Source organism: Candidatus Sulfurimonas baltica, assembly GCF_015265455.1.
Lineage (GTDB): Bacteria > Campylobacterota > Campylobacteria > Campylobacterales > Sulfurimonadaceae > Sulfurimonas > Sulfurimonas baltica.
In genome coordinates, this window is record NZ_CP054492.1 from 986,598 (window position 1) to 1,007,527 (window position 20,930).

The 20,930-nt window shown below is 32.4% G+C and carries 21 protein-coding genes and 3 tRNA genes; 10 read left to right on the plus strand and 14 right to left on the minus strand.

Going from position 1 to position 20,930, the window contains the following annotated elements:
- Position 1: 1 nt before the first annotated feature.
- Both HUE88_RS04970 and HUE88_RS04975 read right to left on the minus strand, forming a co-directional pair.
- Entirely contained in the window at positions 2–1,345 is a 1,344-nt protein-coding gene (locus tag HUE88_RS04970) for a hypothetical protein (RefSeq protein ID WP_194371702.1), read from the minus strand.
- A 39-nt stretch (positions 1,346–1,384) separates the two neighbouring features.
- Positions 1,385–1,621, minus strand: coding sequence for a helix-turn-helix transcriptional regulator (locus HUE88_RS04975; protein ID WP_194371704.1), 237 nt, complete (start codon positions 1,619–1,621; stop codon positions 1,385–1,387).
- Between the two features lie 214 nt (positions 1,622–1,835).
- Between HUE88_RS04975 and HUE88_RS04980 the strand changes: the two genes are divergently transcribed.
- On the plus strand, positions 1,836–2,465 hold the full coding sequence (locus HUE88_RS04980; protein ID WP_194371706.1) for a hypothetical protein: 630 nt from the start codon (positions 1,836–1,838) through the stop codon (positions 2,463–2,465).
- Between the two features lie 5 nt (positions 2,466–2,470).
- Here the strand turns inward: HUE88_RS04980 and HUE88_RS04985 are convergent, their stop codons facing one another.
- The 7 genes from HUE88_RS04985 to HUE88_RS05015 all read right to left on the minus strand — a co-directional run bounded on the left by HUE88_RS04985 (position 2,471) and on the right by HUE88_RS05015 (position 7,012).
- The gene (locus HUE88_RS04985) at positions 2,471–3,940 is read right to left on the minus strand and encodes a hypothetical protein (protein WP_194371708.1); all 1,470 of its coding nucleotides are present in this window, start codon (positions 3,938–3,940) and stop codon (positions 2,471–2,473) included.
- A 73-nt stretch (positions 3,941–4,013) separates the two neighbouring features.
- Positions 4,014–4,526, minus strand: a complete 513-nt coding sequence (locus HUE88_RS04990; RefSeq protein ID WP_194371710.1) for a hypothetical protein — start codon at positions 4,524–4,526, stop codon at positions 4,014–4,016.
- A 90-nt stretch (positions 4,527–4,616) separates the two neighbouring features.
- Positions 4,617–5,735 carry a tyrosine-type recombinase/integrase gene (locus tag HUE88_RS04995; protein ID WP_194371712.1) on the minus strand — a complete coding sequence of 373 codons (1,119 nt, stop codon included), beginning with the start codon at positions 5,733–5,735 and terminating at the stop codon, positions 4,617–4,619.
- Between the two features lie 59 nt (positions 5,736–5,794).
- Complete coding sequence (locus tag HUE88_RS05000) at positions 5,795–6,040, minus strand: hypothetical protein (protein WP_194371713.1); 246 nt, start codon at positions 6,038–6,040, stop codon at positions 5,795–5,797.
- Positions 6,041–6,752: 712 nt separating this feature from the next.
- Positions 6,753–6,829 (minus strand) — tRNA-Met (locus HUE88_RS05005).
- 12 nt (positions 6,830–6,841) lie between these two features.
- Positions 6,842–6,916, minus strand: a tRNA-Gln gene (locus tag HUE88_RS05010).
- 19 nt (positions 6,917–6,935) lie between these two features.
- Positions 6,936–7,012, minus strand: a tRNA-Met gene (locus HUE88_RS05015).
- A gap of 183 nt (positions 7,013–7,195) precedes the next feature.
- On the opposite strand from HUE88_RS05015, the gene HUE88_RS05020 reads away from it, so the two are divergent.
- Positions 7,196–8,224, plus strand: a complete 1,029-nt coding sequence (locus tag HUE88_RS05020) for a bifunctional 3,4-dihydroxy-2-butanone 4-phosphate synthase/GTP cyclohydrolase II (protein WP_194371715.1) — start codon at positions 7,196–7,198, stop codon at positions 8,222–8,224.
- Positions 8,225–8,227: 3 nt separating this feature from the next.
- Entirely contained in the window at positions 8,228–9,178 is a 951-nt protein-coding gene (locus tag HUE88_RS05025) for an FAD:protein FMN transferase (protein WP_229860160.1), read from the plus strand.
- Here HUE88_RS05025 and HUE88_RS05030 read toward each other — a convergent pair.
- The 4 genes from HUE88_RS05030 to HUE88_RS05045 form a co-directional block, all read right to left on the minus strand.
- The gene (locus HUE88_RS05030) at positions 9,149–9,595 is read right to left on the minus strand and encodes a hypothetical protein (protein ID WP_194371717.1); all 447 of its coding nucleotides are present in this window, start codon (positions 9,593–9,595) and stop codon (positions 9,149–9,151) included. The two genes, HUE88_RS05025 and HUE88_RS05030, sit on opposite strands and share 30 nt — an antisense overlap.
- Positions 9,579–10,052, minus strand: a complete 474-nt coding sequence (locus tag HUE88_RS05035) for a hypothetical protein (protein WP_194371719.1) — start codon at positions 10,050–10,052, stop codon at positions 9,579–9,581. The genes HUE88_RS05030 and HUE88_RS05035 overlap by 17 nt, the downstream gene beginning before the upstream one ends.
- Entirely contained in the window at positions 10,052–10,579 is a 528-nt protein-coding gene (locus HUE88_RS05040; protein WP_194371721.1) for an FMN-binding protein, read from the minus strand. The genes HUE88_RS05035 and HUE88_RS05040 overlap by 1 nt, the downstream gene beginning before the upstream one ends.
- Positions 10,580–10,709: 130 nt before the next feature.
- Positions 10,710–12,011, minus strand: a complete 1,302-nt coding sequence (locus tag HUE88_RS05045) for a porin (RefSeq protein ID WP_194371723.1) — start codon at positions 12,009–12,011, stop codon at positions 10,710–10,712.
- A gap of 173 nt (positions 12,012–12,184) precedes the next feature.
- Between HUE88_RS05045 and HUE88_RS05050 the strand changes: the two genes are divergently transcribed.
- The 7 genes from HUE88_RS05050 to HUE88_RS05080 all read left to right on the plus strand — a co-directional run bounded on the left by HUE88_RS05050 (position 12,185) and on the right by HUE88_RS05080 (position 20,249).
- On the plus strand, positions 12,185–12,895 hold the full coding sequence (locus HUE88_RS05050) for a DUF695 domain-containing protein (RefSeq protein ID WP_194371726.1): 711 nt from the start codon (positions 12,185–12,187) through the stop codon (positions 12,893–12,895).
- 5 nt (positions 12,896–12,900) lie between these two features.
- A complete protein-coding gene (locus tag HUE88_RS05055) occupies positions 12,901–14,718 on the plus strand; it encodes an MFS transporter (RefSeq protein ID WP_229860161.1) in 1,818 nt (605 codons plus the stop codon).
- A 4-nt stretch (positions 14,719–14,722) separates the two neighbouring features.
- A complete protein-coding gene (locus HUE88_RS05060) occupies positions 14,723–15,907 on the plus strand; it encodes a saccharopine dehydrogenase family protein (protein WP_194371728.1) in 1,185 nt (394 codons plus the stop codon).
- A gap of 34 nt (positions 15,908–15,941) precedes the next feature.
- Complete coding sequence (locus tag HUE88_RS05065; RefSeq protein WP_194371730.1) at positions 15,942–16,196, plus strand: hypothetical protein; 255 nt, start codon at positions 15,942–15,944, stop codon at positions 16,194–16,196.
- An 11-nt stretch (positions 16,197–16,207) separates the two neighbouring features.
- Positions 16,208–17,359, plus strand: a complete 1,152-nt coding sequence (nspC, locus tag HUE88_RS05070; RefSeq protein WP_194371732.1) for a carboxynorspermidine decarboxylase — start codon at positions 16,208–16,210, stop codon at positions 17,357–17,359.
- Positions 17,360–17,473: 114 nt separating this feature from the next.
- Positions 17,474–19,684, plus strand: a complete 2,211-nt coding sequence (locus HUE88_RS05075; RefSeq protein ID WP_229860162.1) for a bifunctional diguanylate cyclase/phosphodiesterase — start codon at positions 17,474–17,476, stop codon at positions 19,682–19,684.
- Positions 19,685–19,694: 10 nt separating this feature from the next.
- Entirely contained in the window at positions 19,695–20,249 is a 555-nt protein-coding gene (locus HUE88_RS05080; RefSeq protein ID WP_194371736.1) for a class I SAM-dependent methyltransferase, read from the plus strand.
- Between the two features lie 80 nt (positions 20,250–20,329).
- On the opposite strand, the gene HUE88_RS05085 is transcribed toward HUE88_RS05080, so the two are convergent.
- Positions 20,330–20,923, minus strand: coding sequence for a prepilin-type N-terminal cleavage/methylation domain-containing protein (locus tag HUE88_RS05085; protein WP_194371738.1), 594 nt, complete (start codon positions 20,921–20,923; stop codon positions 20,330–20,332).
- Positions 20,924–20,930 lie beyond the last annotated feature (7 nt).

The following is a 20,930-nucleotide window of genomic DNA, read 5'->3' on the forward strand; positions in this document are numbered from 1 at the left end:
TTTATGAATCCTTATATTTGTCTTGAGTTTGTAAGCTTTTTTCAAATGCTTTTGCATCTGGTAAAGCGACCTGTGTTTTGATTGAAAGTTTTTTATTCTTTCCAAAACAGTTTTGTAAATAATTCCATACTTCAATAAATTTGAGCGAGTACACTTCCATCATAAAATTAATGATTGTTCCTGAAAAGTTTGATCCAAAATCTCGTAAATACCCATCGTATCGGATACTGGCAGAATGGGTCTTTTCCTCTCTCATTTTAAACTTATAGTTAGCGTCAACTTCATATCCTAAGTGTTGCAGTAATAAAGAGACTACTCCATCGTTAAGCTTTTGGATGAACTCTTTAGCAATGGGTTTATCAGTTTGCTTTAGATATTTATAGATACTTAGAATTCTTTCTTTATCTTCATCCGTACACACAAGTACTCTACTTTGTAAACTTTTATTGTTTGTGTAGTGGGTGGGGTGTGTGTTTAAGGTGGAGTGATTATTTTTATTTGAATTTATTTTGGTATGAACTGTTTTATATAAAGGCTCACTTGTGAAATCTATTTTAGATAAGTTTAACACCCCACCATCAGTTATAACGGATGGTGTAAACTCTTTTTGAAGAGGAGCTTCTAGTATTGGTGTAGCTTCCACAATAATTCTAGATGCATCAGCAACTGCTAAGTCACAGTAGAATCGTTCAAGGTTTGCATTAGACTTACTCTGTTTGATATAAGCAAGATTAACATCTTCTCTATGAGACCTTCGTTTGATGTACTCAGTCAGATTGTCAATATTAATAACGGTAGTATGAGATACGACAAAGTAAATATGCCACGATGGCTTATCACTTCTTCTTTCACCTGTTACACTGTTAAAGATACCAGCTGAAGAACTTGGTCTAATTAGTAGTTGCACTCCTTGTAACTCAGGAATGAGCTTGTAAAGAGACTCTTCTACATCTTGCGGTGTACTCATTTTAAAGAATTTAGGTTGAGACTTATCATAATCAATATCTATAAAATAAAGGGAGTATATGTCATCAATATAATCATATATATCATTAAGATATTTAACCTGGGTTTTGCCTCTATAGATAAAGTCAGGATTCTTAACCTTGTTATACTCCTTAGCTGTTTTAGATACACCAGACATACTTTTTGGTAAACCTAATGTAATAGTTTCAAAAACACTCATTTGATTGAGATAAATATCAAAATCTTGTAAACTTTGTACTTGTAAAACTTGATATTTTGAATGAAACATTGCAGCACCAATACTTTTAGTAAAATCTTTTTTATAGGTTTTCACTACTGGTCTAGATAGAGAAGTAAATTGAGTAAATAGGATTTTCATAGTTTACTCCTAAGACACCCACCACACCCATTCCACATTTTATGCTTCATTGCTTCTACTTAAAAATTTCGCAACACAAACAACACTGAAGCGAATAGAACTTTTTAAACCATCCCCCATTTTTATATATTCTGGTAATTTATTTGAATCAGATGACAATAAATTATCTACTGAGCTCAAACTGATACCCATTATTTTTGCAACTTGCTTTTTTGATAATAAAAAAGCTTTATATTCTTTTTCTAGCATCTCTATAATTTTATTTTCGTTATCCATTGGAATCGCTTTATTGTCGTAATTTAGATATATAAAAGTATATTTATATATTCTGGACATTTATTTGTTACAAGAACTTTTCAACTGCTGTTAAAATCAATGAAAATGAATATGGGGCTTATTTATCGGCTTATAATTTACTAAATCGCCTTATTTGGGGCTTATTTGACAATATCGAAAATATTGACTATACTTATTTATATAAGGGGTTGTAGTGGAAAAGTATAATAAAGAAACTAAACAGTGTGAACCTCTTGATAGTAAGATGAAGCAGCAGCTTCAACCATTCAACCTTTCTACAAGACCTTTAAGTCAGTCACCTATAGATATAAGACATATTCATAAACTAAATAATGAAGATATCACTTCAAACATAGACCAGCGTTTAGTCAAATATTTTACTCAGTTACTTAAAGATTCAGAGCGAGCTTGCTCTATTGGAGAAAATGTATGTAAATCTCTCAACTCAGAAGAACTTGAGATATTTGCAGCACACTTAGAAACATTAAAATTTAAAACTGTAACTCCTACACAATTTGATGATGTAACATCAGGTGTAGTGTCCAAACTGAAAACATTTGTAGTTTTAATAAAAGCTAGAAATATTACTACTATAGAACATCTAGAAGAGACAAATAAAGGGGTATTTCAAGAACTAAGAGAAGCATTCATGAAAGGGGAAATCTTAAAAAACAGGCTTAAAGATTACTTTTTAGTACTCTATGGTGTTAACTTAAGTGCTAAAATTGTGTTGAAAGAGCTTCGTATAATTGAGTCAAAACTTTTTTTATATGATAACTTGAAGAACAAGAAGAAGGCTCTTGCGAGCTATCTCCTTCCTTAATCTCACTATATGACCTGTCTTAAGTTCCATAATAGATTATCATGTGTTGTATAAAAATCATTCATGAAGCTATAACCGCCAGCACCCAAGTCCTCCACTTTTGAACAGCCCTTTATGTTTTTTTGCAACTCATCATGGATTACTAGAGGTATCACCAAAAGTGGTTCATGTATTTCATGATAAGTGTTTTTATAGTTTCCAACAATATAGTTAGCAGCAACTTTAGATAGATAAGAAGCTACACCTTCCAATTCAGATAGAGTGTAACTAGTATCATCACTTTTAACAAAATCATTTACTTGTAGTGTTGCTACATATTCAGTTTTGGTATTTAGAGTGTCGAGGTCATAGTCTTTGGCGTATGTAGTTGGGAATGTTTTTATCACTTTATCCTTGCCATCGTATATATAATCTTCAGGGGTAATAGTTACTTCTGATTTGTCGTCTATCTTTTTATATTCAGTTGCCGTTATATTGCCAACACAGTTATAAAACTTTAAATTATATTTTTCTTTCACAGTGGATAGACTGGCATAATTTGTATTTGGTTCAAATAATGAATCAAATGTTAATACAACACCGTCTTTAGTATTGATTGGTGCTACCCAACTCTTACTCAGTGCTGCATCTGTAATCACATGGTAGCCATTTGTCGCATCTTTTTGAACTGTAACTAGTTTTTTGTTGCCTTTTAGTTTTGATATTATTATGGAAGATAAAGCTTGTAGTACCCTTGTTTCCGTCATATCAGATAATTTTTGTACAGGTAGATTCTTCTTTGTGTGATATAAATCAACAATCTTCTGAGGGTCAGTTATGCTAGCCTTATACTTGTAAACTGGATTTGTGTAAACAGTTTCATCAACATTAGCTCTTTGCATTTTGTATGTGAGGTGACTAGCATCTGTTTCTACCAGCTGTGATAAGGTACTGTCTTTAAACACTTCTCTTGCTTTTTTTGTTGAAGTGCCATATTCTTTGTAATCAAAAAATTTAGAGTTAAATTCTATACTGTTAAGTGAAGTTTCAACAGTTAGTGGTTGAGCTAGTACAAACGCAGAGATTTTTTTAAAAATTTTATACTCATGTTGAAGAAGATCATTATTACTTAATATTTTACGATAAAATATCATGCAGTCAGAATAGCCGCCTACCTTATCTATTTTATTGGACTCTTCCAATGTTACTTCTTTCCCTATGTCTAAATAGCTAATTTTGAACTGCTGACTATCAATCAGTTGTATTGTTAGTAGAACTTTTCCTATAGCTTTCATTTCACCACCAAGGTGCAGCAGTAGATCAGAACCTACATAATCAGACTCCATATAGCTATTAAGGTTGATTTTATAACTGTAAGTGTTAGTTAAAATATTGAAGTCAAAAACAAATAGTTTCAGTGTAGTCAAAAAGTCTTTTAACTTACATAGAAAAGATTCATCTGCATGTACTGTGTATGATAAGTGTGATATTTTCATATAATCTCCATATGCAGCGACTTGGTTTCCCAAGTCTCTGTTACTCTATTGTTATCAGTAATCATAGTAAGACCTACGAAGCCATCGCGATTTCTGCTGCACTTGCTGATACAAAATCAAAGCAAGCTCTATCCGTACCGAGATAGTACAAGTTATCCATACCATCGTAAGGAACTTCTTTGATTGTACTCACATTAAGTGTAGAGCCAAGAGCAATAAATTCGTAGCTAGGTTGAACATCTCTGGTGGATTTAACGATGTAAATAGTAGTATCTGCCATTAGCTTCGTATGGTAGTTTATAAAATTCTTAACCTCTTTTTTACTACTAGCTTTTACTAAGTCATAGTCGATTGTACGGTCGTTTACGTTGTCCATAACACTATGCGTTGCTTTTGTAGCATCATCACCTAAGAACAGACCAGCTAATGCTAACCTATCATCAGTCCATTGTTCCGCTATCACATAAATATTATGCTTTTTAGCATCTTTTAGTATGCCGCTAATAGCGGTTGCTGTACCTGTTGCTATTTTTGAGCCCGTTGCTGAGCTAACTTTTGTATAGTTTGTTGTTAATGAATTTTTCATTTTTTTTAATTCCTGATATAAGTGCAGCGACTTGAGATTCAAGTGCTGTTGGGGTAAGTCTCTTAAGAGACGCTAATGGGCGTAACTGTTTCATATGTAAAGCGCTTGCACGAAATTTGATCCACTATCGGGTGCTAGCTTTGCATAACGCTGTGAAGTTGTGACTTGGGCATGATTTAACAGAATTTGAATCGTATAAATTGGCGTCCCATTAATAGCTAAAAGAGAAGCAAAAGTATGTCTTAAACTATGGATAACAACTCTGTTCTTCCTATCGTTACTATCTAGGTTTTCATTAAAAAGACGGTTTAAAATAGAGCGTAATGGTTTTTGGATTACTGTTTGTCCTGTTTTTAATCCGTTGGTACTAATTACAAAATCGTTAGGTTTTAGTTTGTCTAAAAATGTAATGTCATTATTAAATAAATTTTTTGCAATAAAGCCAGAATAAGTAGAGCCATTCTTTTCATCTTTAAGAGTTAAAATACCTGTATCTGAGTTTATATCTTTGCGTCTTATAGAAAGAAGTGTGCTTAATCTTGATCCACTGCTTAGTGCAAATTTACAAAAGGTGCTTAGTAGCGGATTTCCTACTATCTCTTTATCTGAAAGTAGGGTTTTGACTTCTGGTGCACTTAAAAATCGCTCCCTAGCATTGTCGATTTTCACTTTGTTTATATTGATAGACTGCATAATATTATAACCTGTATAGCCGCCAGATTTAATGCTGTATGAAATAATTACAGATAATAAGGCATGAATATGTTTAATTGTTGCATTGCTAAGACCAGCACTCCTTTTGTTTTTAGTTAGAGCATTAACATCATCTGTGGTTATTTTTGCTAAAGACTTAGAACCCAATGGCTTGTTAAGATGGTTTTTATATCTATTTTCTTCATTCTTAGTCGATTTCTCTGAAGCTTCTTTATCTCTAAGGTGCTGAAAGTATGTACTTGCGTGTGTATCTAACGTTATGGGGTTAGTCTTTCTAAACTGACTTACAGATTTATCTCCTAGTCTTATTTTATTTAAAATATCACTTCTCATATTTTTACAAAATACCTCATTGATACCTTCTGAGCGTTTTCCCACTTTTAATTGTACATTTTTTTTCAGATCTGTATCAAAATAATTAATATAGTATGTGATGTCTGTGCCGTTTTTAAGGTGGTTTAATTGTACCCCTGTAAAACGTTTTGATGTAATCATAGTACCCCTTCTGTGTTTATATAATAATATAAAGATTGCAGTGACGATGAACTGAATCATTATGCAACCTTTACTTTATCAGTGTCTAGAAACAAAGCCACATCCAATAAGTCAAATACAACTCTGCTGTGTTCTTCTGATCCCAGTTTCTTCCATTGAGGTACACCCGTACCCATTGCCATATATCGATTGACTGTTGAGAGAGATACACCAAGTACTTCTTTAGCCAGTTCAGATTTTGTAATCGTGTACTTCTTAAAGTGTTGCGTTAATAACTTGTATCGATCTTGTGCAAAATTCTCCAAAATTTCTTCTCCTTTTCGTTTTGAATTGGCGTATTGAATTGACGTATTGTAATGTAATAAATTTTGAATGTAAAGTGTTTTAAATGCCTGTGTACTGGGAATACAACAGCCTTTGTCGTGTAAATATAAGACAAAAAAAAGAGTTGAAATTATTGACTGTAAATTATTAGAATAATCACGAAAATCTTATTAATTTTATCGTGAAATATATACTGAAATAGGAATGATGTATTTCGCTACAGCTTTAAAAGAGAAAATCACGAAATTAATAAAAGTGCTAAATATACTAAATTTGTAACAAAGGTTTTGTGAGAAGAGTAGTATTAAATGCTTTTTCTTAGAAAATAATATCAGGATATATCTCATATGCTAATGCGTAATATGTAGACTAAATAGAGAAAGTTGATTCGAGAAGACAATAAGGGTAAGAAGACAGTTCAATAATGAAAAATTTAGGTTACATAGGAAATAGCCTAGAAAAACATTTTTTACACATTTATCAAAAAGTTGAAAGGTTACTTTTTGAGCCATTTTTAAATTGCTCAATATAGTGTAGTTAGGGAAAATATTTGTATTCAATAAGAGCAAGGTACTTTTAATATTTTAAAAATGTAAAATTGTGTTTTAAATAAATGATAGTGATTTTCATAGGTTTTTCTAGAGGATTTATGTTTTGATAAAAGTGATTGAAATGCGTATTTTAGGGGATATTTGGTTGCGGAAACAGGATTTGAACCTGTGACCTTCGGGTTATGAGCCCGACGAGCTACCGAACTGCTCTATTCCGCGATATTTAAAAGGTGGATGGGGATACAGGATTCGAACCTGTGAATGCTAGCACCAAAAGCTAGTGCCTTACCACTTGGCGAATCCCCATCATTTGTATAGTAAAAATTGGTTGCGGAAACAGGATTTGAACCTGTGACCTTCGGGTTATGAGCCCGACGAGCTACCGAACTGCTCTATTCCGCGACACGTATTAAAAGCAAGTAGTGCGTTTAATGGAGCGGAATTATAGGTTTATTACTTCTATTTGTCAAGTGTTATAGGCTTAAATTTTAATATTCACAATAAAATAAGTTTTATAGTAGCAGTTGAACTCTTTTTAAATAAGTTTTATATATAATAAATGAATAATTTATACAAAGAGAAAATATGACACCTATACAAAGAGTATTAGAAGCAATTGATGAAATTAAAAAGGGTAAAATGGTCATCATGTGTGATGATGAAGATAGAGAAAATGAGGGTGATTTAGTTTATGCCTCTGCTTTTTCAACTCCTGCGCATGTAAACTTTATGGCTACACATGCGAGAGGACTTATCTGCGTTGCTCTTAGTAAGGCCATAGCTACTAGACTTGAACTTAACCCAATGATAAGTTCAAATACATCCTCATATGAGACAGCTTTTACTGTGTCAGTTGATGCAAAAAATGCTTTAACCGGTATATCGGCTTCTGAGAGAGATGATACTATTAAGATTTTAGCAAATCCGATTAGTCATGCGGACGATTTGGTTAAACCGGGTCATATTTTCCCCCTTATTGCTAAAGATGGCGGTACTCTTGTAAGAACTGGTCACACAGAAGGTTCTGTAGATTTATGTCGTTTAGCTGGACTTAGTGAGTCTTCTGTTATATGTGAAATCATTAAAGAAGATGGAACAATGGCTAGACGTGATGATTTGGATATTTTTGGTGAGAAGCATAATCTTAAAACAGTTTTCATATCTGATATTGTTGAGTACCGTTTAGCAAACGAGAGGCTTGTAAATGAGACAGACGTTCAGGAGATAGAGTTCTTTGGCACTAAAGTCAAGCAACACACTTTCACAGATCATGACAGAGTAGAGCATACTGCTATTGTATTTCACAATGCAGGAGCTGTTGCAAATGTTAGGGTTCACAATGTTATACCAGATATAGAACTTCTTTTAAATCAAAAAAAATACAATAATCTTGTATCTTCTATAGAGTACTTAAAACTAAACAGCGGAGTTTTAGTCTTTATAAATAAAACAAATCATCAAGACAACGCTGCCATGAAAGAGATAGGTACCGGTGCTCAAATACTAAAAAGTCTTGGAATCTCAAAGATGAATTTACTAACATCTTTAAAACAGACTGAGTTTGTAGGTTTGGGCGGATTTGGATTAGAAGTTAATGAGGTAATTGATATATAACTTATGTCTAAAATAGTTTTACTTTTCTTTGTTTTAGTACTCTTTTTAGAGGCTGAAACAATCTCTCGCACTCAAATAATCATGTCAACATTTATAACAATATCAGTAGAAGAAAAAAATAAAAACTACATTGAAAATGGTTTTAATATTATAAAAGATGTAGACAACTCTATATCTTCATACAATCCAAATTCTATAATTTATGAACTAAATAAAAATTTATTTAAAATAGGTTTAGACGAGTATAGCTACGAAGCGCTGAAACTGAGTCAAAGATACTATAAACGGACAGATGGTTACTTTGATATAACAATCGGTTCTATTACAAAATCTCTATATAGATTTGGAGAAGAGCAAAGAGTGGCTACAAGAAAAGAGTTGAGTGGCGCAATAGTTAAAATACAAGGGCTACATGTAGAAAAAGAAAAAGCTTGTATTGAGTACGGTATGCAGGTTGATTTGGGTGGAATGGGCAAAGGTTTCGCCGTTGACAAAGTGGCAGAATATTTTAGAAACAAAGATATTGAAAATGCAACTATTCGTGCTAGCGGAGATATAAGATGTTTATCTACATGTAGCATACATGTACAAGACCCTTTTAGTGAGACTCATCTTTTATCATTTGAGACAAGCAAAAAAGATTTAGGTATAACAACAAGCGGAAATTATAACAGGTATGTAAAAACTACTAAGAATAATCACTTAATAAATCCAAAGCTAAAAGCACCACAGACTAAGTTTATATCTATAACATTGATTGGAAGTATGCCTAGCGCTGATTTAGATGCTTATGCGACAGCTGCAAGTGTAATGCCGACCAATAAGGCGTATAAGTTTTTAGACTCTCTTGGTGTAGGTTATATTGTGATGCAGAGCGATAAGAAGATTATAATAAGTAAAAATATATCTAAGTTTACAAAAAATCTACTCATAAATAATGCTGTAAAAGATTAGCCAAGATATATATAGTATAAGCGTTAGGAAAAGAAAAAAAGATAGCAGTTTTACATAAGCAAAAAACTCAAACCCATTAACTATTAAAAATGGTGCAGCAATCTCTAAAAATGCAGTTATGAAAGTTAGATATATTAGAGTTAATGTGCTTTTTTTATAGCGAAGTTTTGTAAAAACTAAAAAGTGTGTAAGAACCATAGTTATTAGTCCAAATACAAAGATATGCGGCAGTATTGTTTTTAAAATTCCACTACTGTTTTTAGCAGGTATAAATTTCTCCTCATTGCCAATATAATACTCTAAAATATTGTTTAAACTAAAACCTATTTTATGCTCAAAAAGCATTACAGCACTAGCAATAAGTAGCAGCGAGAATATAAGATAGTAAAGTATTGAGAGTTTATACGCTTCTTGCATGTAGCTTCCAAAATGAGTAAGAGACCATATAAGCAGCTACAAGATGCCAAGTAAAAAAAGTGACTAAATATATATTTACAAATATAGTAGAGGCGTAAAAAGCTAGCGGAAGAGATATAAGAGAAGCGATAGCACTAATCATAAGCATATTTGTTATTATAACTCTGCTTCTTTTTGCCACTCTAATAAAAATAGCGTTTAGAGTAAGCAGAATCATCATTATAAAAAATATCTGTGTATGCCAAAACTCTAAAAAAGCAGACTCTGTTAAGGGATCCGCATATGTCTCTTCGTTACCAAAAAGTGTTGTATTAATTGTTTCAATAGATATACCAAAACTTGACTTCATTACTAAAACATCTGCTATTAAATATAAAAATATAAAAATCAAAAAGCCCTTTAATATAAGACTCATAGCACTGTCTTTTTGTATGTTTTTGACTAGTGTAAATTTCATTATTTACCTTTTAGCATCTCTTCATAAAAAGCGAAGGCAACTCTTGAACCATCCACTAATCCTCTAGCAGTAAGTGTAGCACCGGTAATAGTAGGGATATCTTTAGAGACTCTAAGTCTTTTGTCAGTAGATAGATTTTCAAACTGTTTAAGCCAAGTTTTTGAAGGAAGGTACTCCATTGGCTCATTAAAAGCGATTATTTCACTACTCTTTAAAACAGAATCTTTAGTGATTATATATAAAACTACTACGGTTTTTGTTCTCATAGTTCTGCTTATTAAGATGCCATGTCCTAGTAGCTCATTGTCTTTTTTAGCTGTAAAAACTCTAATGATTTTACTATAAAGTTTAACTTTTGCATCTTGAGAGATTTTTTTAGCTTGAGTGTTTTTTAATACAATGTTTTTTTTACTTATTTCGCTTGTCTCACCATAAGCAGCTATCATTGCATCATAAGGCGAAATAAGCATTTTAGCGCTTAAGTTAGTTGTTAAAAGTATAAGTAAAAGTATAAAAATTTGTTTCATAATTGTGTGCTCTTTAATTTTTTGTTGATTGTATATAATAATCATCATTTTGTCAATAAATTAGGTAAAGATTTATATGGCGCTCCACAACAGGAGAGAAAAGGAGCGCCAAAAAGGAGAATAAAACTTTTTAGAAAATGAAACCCATAGAAAGACTAAAGATATTTGTCTCATCTTCATTATTAAGAGGGTTACCATTATCTTTTTCCATTGCATAATCAGCTTTAAGTACAACTTGTTCATGTGGGAAGTAGTTGATACCTACAGTGATTGTATCTGTAGAATCAACTGAATCTCCACCGTGTAATTCGTCTTGCGCAGATACCGTTTCGTACTGAACAAAAACAGGCATTTTATTTTTAGACTGTGTTAATGATAGTACATCATAACCAAGATTTATAAAACCACCTTTTGCTTTTTTTGCTTCATTCACAATTTTATTTGGTGTTAAAAGATCATCATCATGATCCCAACCATAAGTTCTAGCACCTGAGCGATTAGTTTGTGTATAAACACCATAAGCTCTAAAAGCGTCTATGCTATAATCAAAATGAACATCAGCCATAGTTACATCTGAATCTAAATAAGCAGAAGCACCAACAAGCAAACCATTGATTCCAGTATAGTCAACTCTTGTAACAACAGCTAGTCCTAATCTTTCAGTTTTTTCATCTGCTCTAAATGAACCAAGACGACTTTCTCTTAACCAATTATTACCTTCTTTAGATCCTCTTTCTAATTGTAGAGCAGAAAAACCACCAACTTTATATGATAAATCATCTGTGATATTACCATATGCCATTAGACCGTTTTCATGCCAAGTAGAAGGAATTAGTTTTTTAGATGTATTTGGTCTTTGAACAGTAGTAAAAAGTGTTGGTTCATGTCTCTCATTTACTAGCCCCATTGGCACTAGCATATTACCAACTCTTAGGTTTATGTTTTCATTGAAAAGAAAGTCAAGGTACATAAACTCAATGATTACATAACCATCACCAGTAGCACCATCTTCGGCACCACCATGCTCAAACTCTATTTCAGCATTCATAATGATGTTATCTGTAAACTTATAACCTATATAAGGGATAAATCTGTAAACATCAATATTATCAGCATTTTTTGAGCCTTCTTTTGACTTGTGGTAGTAATCCATCTTTCCATAACCACCGATACTTAGTGGAGATTTAGAGTAGTATACTTTAGAAGCTGCTGCACCCATACCGCTGTATGATTTAGTAGAATCTACTTTAGTATAGTTAAAACCAGTTTTAAGATCACTTGTCTCATCAACCAAAGTTCTTGAAAGCTCTTTAAGATCTGCTATCTCTTTTTTTAACTCTGCTATGTCTGAAGCTGTATCTGCAAATGCAGAAGTTGAAAGTAAAAGTGCTGTTGCTACACTTAATCCTAATTTGTTATTTAATAATTTCATAATTTTCCTTTTTAATGATTAAAACAAATGTTGTCTTAATCTTTTGTTGTATGGAAATTATATATTAAATTTTCTTAAATGAATATTAAAATGATAATTATTATTAAAAAGCTTTTGCACTCTATTTTATGGCTAAGTTTGTTATAATAAATAAAAAATAAATGAAGTGAAATATGAGAGAAACATTTAGTAGATTAGAAGATAACGAAGTTGTTAATATAGAAGTATATTTGGATGCCAAAGAGCATAAAGAGGATTGTCCTTGGATATTTAGTGTTTTTATAAAGTTTGACGCAATTAATGATGAACTTGATTCATTTTTTGAGACTAAAGAGTCTCTTATTATTGCATTAGAGCTTGAAAACAGAGCATATTATGTTGGAAATAGAATAGTTGGCGAGTGGAGTGAAGTCTACTTTTATGCATCCGATACAAAAAAGTTAGACTCTATAGTGACAGAAATATTAAAACCGACAGGCTACATATATGAGAGCAATGCTGCAAGAGATAAAGATTGGCAGTTCTTTGATTTCAATATTTTTCCAACCGACTTAGAACTCTGTTTAATGCAGAGTGAGCATATTATCTCTCTTATGAAAGAAGAGGGTGATGATAAATCTATCTCTAGAGAAGTAGAGCACTATGCTTCATTTGATACTTTTACGCAAAAAGAGAGATTTATTAAAAAAGCTTTAACATGCGGATTTACTTTTAAAGATGATATTAGCAGTGAAGAGCTTGAGTATGGAGTGGCATTAACAAAAGAGCATAGTCTAAACGAAGATGAACTAAGAGAGGTGATAGCTCCATTATTGGAGTCTATAAAAGAAGAACATGGCGAGTACGAACTTTGGAGTACAATATTAGTTGAGACTCAAAGCTAGATAGAATGAGAGATATGTTTAGAGTTGCCGGTGTTGTAAACTATCTTTTAGTTATATTTTTAAATGCTTTTACAGATTTAGGACATAAAATAATAGTTCAAAATACTGTCTTTAAAGTTTATGACGGAAGCACTCAGATAGTCTTAACAGCAATAGTAAATTCACTTATGCTCCTTCCGTTTATCTTAATGTTCTCTCCAGCAGGTTTTTTAGCAGATAAGTTTCCTAAAAATTTAATTATGAAATACGCTTCAATATCTGCTGTCTTTATAACACTTTTGATTACCTACTCATACTACCAAGGGTGGTTTTTAGTCGCATTTGCTTTAACTTTTCTATTGGCTCTTCAAAGTGCAATATATGGACCTGCTAAGTATGGATATATAAAAGAGCTGGTCGGCCTAAAGTTTATAAGTGCTGGAAATGGGGCGGTTCAAGCCATAACTACATCAGCAATACTGATAGGCATTATTTTTTACACTGCACTCTTTGAAGGTATGATCGGTGATGTTATTTACACAAAAGAGGAGATTTTAAAAGTAATAGCACCTCTTGGGTGGCTTTTAGTCTTAGGTTCAGTTATTGAATGGTATTTGGCTTCTAAACTTCCAAATAAAATGATTGAAAAAAGTGCCAGAAAATTTAGATTTAAGAGGTACGTATTTGGTGCATATTTAAAGAAAAACATGATTATGATAAAAAGAAAAAAAGAGATATTTGATAACATTATAGCTCTTGGTCTCTTTTGGTCTATCTCTCAAGTTATTTTAGCAATTTTCGGTGAGTATGCAAAGAGTGAGCTTGGTATTACTAATGCGTTAGTTGTTCAAGGCATTATGTCATTGGCAGTGTTTGGCATAGTGTTTGGTTCAATACTGGCCGCAAACTTTTCAAAATATTATATAAATACAGGGCTATCAGCTCTTAGTGCAATAGGAATTACCCTTGTAGTACTATCAATTCCATTTACAACTTCGGTTATATTTTTAGCGATTGAGTTTATACTCTTTGGTATCTTTTCAGGTCTCTTGATGGTTCCTCTCAATGCAAAAATTCAGTATTTATCACCAAATGTTCATCTGGGCACTATACTCGCCGGAAATAATTTTATACAAACTATTTTTATGTTTGTATTTTTAATGATAACAACACTATTCGCATATTTCGGTGCTAACGCAAAGATACTCTTTTATATTATGGCTATTGTAGGGCTTTATCTTAGTGTAATGCTTTTTAGACGCTACTTTGTAATGCTATTTTGGGTAATTTTTGAGTTAATGTTAAAGAGTCGTCACAGTTATAAATATGTAGGATTAGAAAATATTCCAAAAGATAAAGGTGCGCTTCTTATGGGTAACCATGTAAGCTGGGTAGATTGGCTGATTGTTCAACTTCCAATAGAGAGAAGGATTAACTATATGATAGATAAAGACATTTATAACTGGAAGTATTGTAACGCTATATTTAAAAAAGCTGACTTAATACCACTTTCATCAAAAGCATCTAAAAATTCTTTTTTTGAGGCTTCAAATAGACTAAAAAATGGTAGAATTATAGCAATATTTCCAGAAGGTCAAATATCTAGAAATTCTGATGTTGCAAAATTTTACAGAGGTTACGAGTTTATTGATAGAAATGGTGTGGATATAGTACCTTTTTATATAGATGGTGTATTTGGAAGTATATTTTCAAGACACAATGGCAAAACGAAAAAAAGTTTTTTCAAAAAAAGAGAAATAACTGTTTACTTTGGAAAGCCTATCTCAGATGAAATTAAAGCGGATGAGCTTAGAAATAAAATTATTAAATTAAAAGGGATATAAATAAATGAAAACAACACTTATTATTGGAGCAGGCGGAGTTAGCCGTGTAGTTGTATATAAATGTGTGCAAAACAGTGATGTGTTTGGCAAAATTGTACTTGCGAGCAGAACTCTCTCTAAATGTGAAGATATAAAAAAAGAACTACCAAATGCAAATATTGAAGTTGCTCAAGTTGATGCAGATAGTGTTGAAGAATTAGTAAAACTTATCTCTACATGTAAAGCTGATATTGTTATAAATGTAGCTCTACCATACCAAGATTTAACTATTATGGACGCATGTGTTGCTACTAAAACACCTTATTTAGACACAGCAAATTACGAACACCCTGATGAGGCAAAATTTGAATATAAACTTCAGTGGCAAAGAGACGAAAAATTTAAAGAGGCCGGTATTATGGGCTTACTTGGAAGTGGATTTGACCCAGGTGCTACAAATATGTTTTGTGCTTATGCTCAAAAACACTATTTCGATGAGATTCATACTATAGATATTTTAGACTGTAACGCCGGTGACCATGGTTATGCATTTGCTACAAACTTTAATCCAGAGATAAATCTTAGAGAAGTTAGCTCAAAAGGTCGTTACTGGGAAAATGGAGAATGGATAGATACTGAGCCAATGGAGATAAAAATGGTTTGGGACTACCCGGAAGTTGGACCTAAAGATTCATACCTGCTTTACCATGAAGAGTTAGAATCACTTGTTAAACATATTAAAGGTCTTAAGAGAATACGATTTTTTATGACTTTTGGTCAAAGTTATTTAACACATATGAAGTGTTTAGAAAATGTTGGTATGTTGGGAATTAAAGAGGTTGAGCATAAGGGGCAAAAGATAGTTCCAATGGAGTTTTTAAAGACTCTTTTACCAGACCCTGCATCTTTGGGGCCAAGAACTAAAGGCAAAACAAATATAGGTATTGTCGCTGAAGGTATAAAAGATGGAGTTAAAAGAAAAATCTATATCTATCAAGTAAAAGACCATGAAGAGTGTTTTAAAGAGACAAATTCTCAAGGTGTGTCTTATACAACAGGTGTTCCTGCTATGATTGGTGCAAAGTTAATGCTAAAAGGTATTTGGAGTGGGCAGGGAGTATTTAATATGGAACAACTAGACCCAGATCCATTTATGGTTGAGATGAATACTCAAGGTCTTCCTTGGGAAGTTAAAGAGCTAGAAATTTAGTTAAAAAGTGATTTTATGAACAAAAAGGGCAAATATGTATAACGATAACATGCGTTGTGTTATTGAAAAATCAATGGACTACGCAGTTAAAAATATACATACTTATAAAGGTTATGCCGGTGCTGATATATTAAAATTAACATTTCATGACAATCAAGAGTTACTTTTAGTTAGAGACCATTGCAAAAGTAGAGGTATTCAGACAGCGGTAAAACTTCATAAAGAACTAGAGTTATACTGTATATATGAGACTGAAAAAAATGATGAAATATATCCACTAAAACCATAAATGAGATAGATATGATATTTAATGATACAACTCTAAAAACACCATGCTATATATGTGAAGAAAAACTTTTAAAAAACAATCTTGAATTACTTGATTATGTACAAAAACAAAGTGGTGCTAAAATCATTTTAGCACTTAAGGGTTTTGCAATGTGGAGTACATTCCCTTTGGTAAAACAATACCTTAAAGGGTGCACAGCAAGCGGACTTCATGAAGCACTTCTAGCCAGAGAAGAGTTTGCCAAAGATGATAAAACCAAAGAAGTTCATACATACTCTCCGGCTTTTAAAGATGAAGACATAGATGAAATTGCAAGAGTTTCAGACCATATTGTCTTTAACTCACCAAGTCAACTCTTTAAATATTGCAACAGAGTTAAGAGCATAAATCCAGATATAAGTTTATCTCTTCGAATAAACCCGGAAGTATCATCCTCTCCAAAAGATATTTACAACCCATGCGGAATTTATAGCCGTTTAGGGACAACTCTGGCAAACTTTGATGAAGGCGTCTTAGAGCATATTGATGGATTGAATTTTCATGCACTGTGTGAGCAGAATGTTGATGCCCTTGAAGAGGTTTTGGTCTCTTTTGAAGATAAGTTTTCAAAATATTTTAAGGGTTTAAAATACATAAATTTTGGCGGTGGACATCATATAACCAAAAAAGGTTATGATGTTGAGAAGTTGATTTGTATTATAAAAGAGTTTAAAGCCAGGTATGATGTAGAGGTATATTTAGAGCCTGGAGAGGCTATTGGCTGGGAAACAGGAGTATTGGTTAGTACTGTTTTAGATATCGTTCACAATGGTATAGATATAGCGATACTTGATACTTCGGCAGAGGCACATATGCCTGATACGTTAGCTATGCCTTATCGTGCGGATGTAAGAGGAAGCGGTGAAGCAGGTGAAAAAAAATATAATTACAGACTAGGCGGCAATACATGCTTGGCCGGTGATATAATGGGCGATTACTCTTTTGATGAGCCGTTGAAACTTGGAGACAGGATAATCTTTGAAGACCAGATTCACTATACTTTTGTTAAAAATACAACTTTTAATGGTATTAAACTCCCCTCTTTGGCAATACTAAAAGAAGATAATACTCTGCATGTAGTAAAAGAGTTTGGGTATGAAGAGTATAAAAGTAGATTGTCATAATTGAACAATGTCGCTAAATAATTCTGCTATAATAAAACTATGATTTTTAAAAAAAATGTGTGGAGCATATTTTACTTTATATTTATTGTAGTCTTGTTCCTATACTCAGCGCTGTTGTATATAAGATATCATGAAATCAAAGACAGACATTTACTATCGTATAAATACTATACAGAGATTATAGCTCAAGCTGCTAACTCAATATTCACTCAAGAAGATATGCTATTAACTATTTTGGGAAATCAACTTCTTGGAAACAGTGTCTATAAAAACATACAAGAGAGCAAAAAAATATTAGATGGGGCGCTAGATAAAGACTCACTATTGCTTGGGTTCGGATTGGCAGATATTGACGGTAATATTATTTTAACAAGTTCAAATATTAAGTTGCCAAAAAAATCAAATCTTCTAAAAAATGAAATTACTAAGGAATCTTTTAAAGAAGCTCTTAAGAGTAGCAATATGGTTGTTGGCAGAGCTATGTTTATGAAATCCATTGATGCGTGGGTTGTACCGCTGAGAAAGGCAATTAGAGACGTTGAGGGAAATGTTATCGGTGTTTTAAACGCAGCGTTAAACTTGAACGGAGAAAATAGTTTTTTAACCAACTTAACATTATCCAAAAATAAGTCTGTGATTATTATAAAGGATTCTATTAATATAAACGAATTTTATAGGCTGTATGACAACAATAAAAACAATTTAGACTATGAATTCTTATATAATAAGCCTATTTCTGAAATGATTATTAATTCATCGTTTCAAAATATAAGACAGAAGCATAATCTTTCAATAAATGGTTTAAGAGATACAAATTCAATAATTGTTTTTGAAATAAAAGATATGTTGGATAAAGAAGCTATTGTCGGCTTGACCTACAATAAAAAATTTAGACTGTGGTATTTAATAAAAAATAGCTCTGATGAAATTTATAATGAATTCATATCTGTTTTAGCAGTATATTCGTTAATCTTTATCTTAAGTTTTATTCTATTTTATTTGCTTTTTAAGTATATCTCTACTTCAGAAAAACGCAAGAATGATGCACTGGTTTTTCAGACCTTGCATGATACCCTGACTCTGCTGCCAAATAGAACTTACATGTACAAGAATATAGATAGATGGAGTCTAAACAATACAAATGGATATTATGTAATGTTTATTGACTTGGATAATTTTAAAAACATAAATGATAAATTCGGTCATATCGTTGGAGATAATGTTTTAGTAGAAGTTGCAAATCGACTAAGATCTTTTTTCACCGATAACGAGATGATTGTGCGACAGGGCGGAGATGAGTTTATTATTTTAAAAAAGTGTCAAGATGAAAAAGTTCTTAATAAAAAGTTTTTAGAATTAATAAATGAAATATCTAAAACATATCATATTGATAATAAAGAGTTTAGAGTAGGTCTGAGCATTGGAATTTCAGTATATCCTAAAGACGCTCAAACCATTGAGGAGTTGTTAAGCCTGGCAGATACTGCTATGTATGAGGCTAAAAAAAGAAAAAATTCATATTGTTTTTTCTCGGAAAAAATGCGCCACAACAATATTTTAAAAGCTGATATTGAGCAAGAGCTTCGCTCTGCCATAGAGAAAAAAGAACTTTGGATGGCATATCAACCACAAATAAATGCAGATGGCTCTCTTCATGGCGTAGAAGCATTGGCAAGATGGGAGAATGAAAAGCTTGGTTTTGTAGGACCTGATAAGTTTATAGGGGTTGCTGAAGAGACAGGACTTATGAGAGAGCTTGGAGAGTTTATTATAACTACTTCACTAAGAGAGATTAAAAAAATTCAATCTGAGCTAAATCTACACTTTAATCTATCAATAAATATCTCTGTTGTTCAACTTATGGAAGCCGATTTTTTAGAATATATTTTAAGGTTGATAGATAATGAAGCATTTAATAAATCTATGTTGACTTTGGAGATTACAGAGAGTCTATCTATAGAGGATTTAGATGAAGTTTTACCAATTTTAAATGCAATAAAAGAGCATGGCATAGAGATGTCTTTGGATGATTTTGGTACAGGTTATTCATCACTTAGTATTTTAAAAAAACTACCAATAAATGAACTTAAAATAGATAAAAGTTTTATCGATAAAATATTATATGATAAAAGTGAAAGAGCCTTGGTTCAAAGCATTATCAACATAGGAAAAAATTTCAATATGAAAACTCTTGCAGAAGGAGTTGAAACACAAGAACAGGTAGATGTGTTGAAAAACTATAAGTGTGATATCTTTCAAGGTTACTACTATTCGAAACCACTTTCATACGATAATCTGCTACAATATTTAAAACATAACAAATAAAAGGTTTCATATGTTGGAAGATAAAAAAAGATGGAATGAAAGATATCTAGAAAATCCTATGCCTCAAACAGTTTCTCCTTTACTTGAAAAGTACATAGAACATGTAAAGATTGGAGAAGCTCTTGATGTTGCATGTGGCACAGGTAGAAATACTCACTATTTAGCTGATTTGGGCTTTTATATTGATGCAATAGATATATCAGACTATGCACTAGCACGTGTAAAGAAAAGCTCTACAATAAACAAGATTGAGACTGATTTAGACAAGTATAACATCACACCAAACAAGTATGATTTAATTGTCAATATAAACTACTTAAATCGTCGCTTGGTCTCGCAAATGAAAGATGCATTAAAGATTGGAGGAGTAGTTGTGTTTGAGACATTTATAGTTGCTCACGGTGACTTTAATTTACCAACTACAAACCTAGACTATCTTTTGAGAAAAAATGAACTCTTACACTCTTTTATCGGGATGGATATAATCTACTATGAAGAGAGAATTGACACAAACCTAAGGGGTGAAAGAGTTAAAGTTGCTTCTTTAGTTGCTAAGAAGTCTTAGAGTTTTAGAAGTTTTTTTATATAGTTAAAAGTAAATATTCTCACCATATTTTATGGTGAGAGACAGTGCGTTGTTAACTATTATAGATTAAGTGTTACATCCACCGTTAATGTTACAGCTGGATCAGGCCATTTTGCAGCTGAATTGTCAGGGTACCTTCTAAAAAACCCAGACACAGGGTCTAATTTACCATCTGATAGTCTATCAAATGCCATAGCAACATCAGTAGGTACTCCTGTAATATATAGTTTATTTTTACTTCCACCATCCGTGTGGCTTTGTAAGTATTGTAGTATAGCAATAGAATTTGAAGTAGAATATTTACCACTTATTCCATAGCTACCACCATTATTTAAACCAACAGCCGGTGCATCTAGTCCAACAGATTTTAAAATATTTTGAACTCCTGTTGTTGAAGAAAGGTTTATAGTGTCAAATCTGCCATCTTCATTTGCCTGAGTACCACCATTTACTACTCCGTCTCCAAGTGTTCCGCCAGTTCGATCCTCATAAGCATTGACCGCTACTACCCATGCCTGAATCCAAGTGCTGTAGATGTTTTTTTGTTTGGCATTTGAAATTAAATCTTTACCTTTCATAACACCTCCGATAATTAAACCAATAATAATTAGTACAATAGATAGCTCTATTAGAGTGAAACCGTGTCTTTTCATGATGTAT

What these genes read in the sequence shown, in the direction of transcription:
- HUE88_RS05085 (WP_194371738.1), bottom strand. Translation starts at nt 20,923, where the DNA reads ATGAAAAGACACGGTTTCACTCTAATAGAGCTATCTATTGTACTAATT.
- HUE88_RS05055 (WP_229860161.1), top strand. Translation starts at nt 12,901, where the DNA reads ATGAGAGATATGTTTAGAGTTGCCGGTGTTGTAAACTATCTTTTAGTT.
- HUE88_RS04990 (WP_194371710.1), bottom strand. Translation starts at nt 4,526, where the DNA reads ATGAAAAATTCATTAACAACAAACTATACAAAAGTTAGCTCAGCAACG.
- HUE88_RS04975 (WP_194371704.1), bottom strand. Translation starts at nt 1,621, where the DNA reads ATGGATAACGAAAATAAAATTATAGAGATGCTAGAAAAAGAATATAAA.
- HUE88_RS04995 (WP_194371712.1), bottom strand. Translation starts at nt 5,735, where the DNA reads ATGATTACATCAAAACGTTTTACAGGGGTACAATTAAACCACCTTAAA.
- HUE88_RS05040 (WP_194371721.1), bottom strand. Translation starts at nt 10,579, where the DNA reads ATGAAACAAATTTTTATACTTTTACTTATACTTTTAACAACTAACTTA.
- HUE88_RS05065 (WP_194371730.1), top strand. Translation starts at nt 15,942, where the DNA reads ATGTATAACGATAACATGCGTTGTGTTATTGAAAAATCAATGGACTAC.
- HUE88_RS05060 (WP_194371728.1), top strand. Translation starts at nt 14,723, where the DNA reads ATGAAAACAACACTTATTATTGGAGCAGGCGGAGTTAGCCGTGTAGTT.
- HUE88_RS05080 (WP_194371736.1), top strand. Translation starts at nt 19,695, where the DNA reads ATGTTGGAAGATAAAAAAAGATGGAATGAAAGATATCTAGAAAATCCT.
- HUE88_RS05035 (WP_194371719.1), bottom strand. Translation starts at nt 10,052, where the DNA reads ATGAAATTTACACTAGTCAAAAACATACAAAAAGACAGTGCTATGAGT.
- HUE88_RS05045 (WP_194371723.1), bottom strand. Translation starts at nt 12,011, where the DNA reads ATGAAATTATTAAATAACAAATTAGGATTAAGTGTAGCAACAGCACTT.
- nspC (WP_194371732.1), top strand. Translation starts at nt 16,208, where the DNA reads ATGATATTTAATGATACAACTCTAAAAACACCATGCTATATATGTGAA.
- HUE88_RS05020 (WP_194371715.1), top strand. Translation starts at nt 7,196, where the DNA reads ATGACACCTATACAAAGAGTATTAGAAGCAATTGATGAAATTAAAAAG.
- HUE88_RS05025 (WP_229860160.1), top strand. Translation starts at nt 8,228, where the DNA reads ATGTCTAAAATAGTTTTACTTTTCTTTGTTTTAGTACTCTTTTTAGAG.
- HUE88_RS04970 (WP_194371702.1), bottom strand. Translation starts at nt 1,345, where the DNA reads ATGAAAATCCTATTTACTCAATTTACTTCTCTATCTAGACCAGTAGTG.
- HUE88_RS05030 (WP_194371717.1), bottom strand. Translation starts at nt 9,595, where the DNA reads ATGCAAGAAGCGTATAAACTCTCAATACTTTACTATCTTATATTCTCG.
- HUE88_RS05050 (WP_194371726.1), top strand. Translation starts at nt 12,185, where the DNA reads ATGAGAGAAACATTTAGTAGATTAGAAGATAACGAAGTTGTTAATATA.
- HUE88_RS04985 (WP_194371708.1), bottom strand. Translation starts at nt 3,940, where the DNA reads ATGAAAATATCACACTTATCATACACAGTACATGCAGATGAATCTTTT.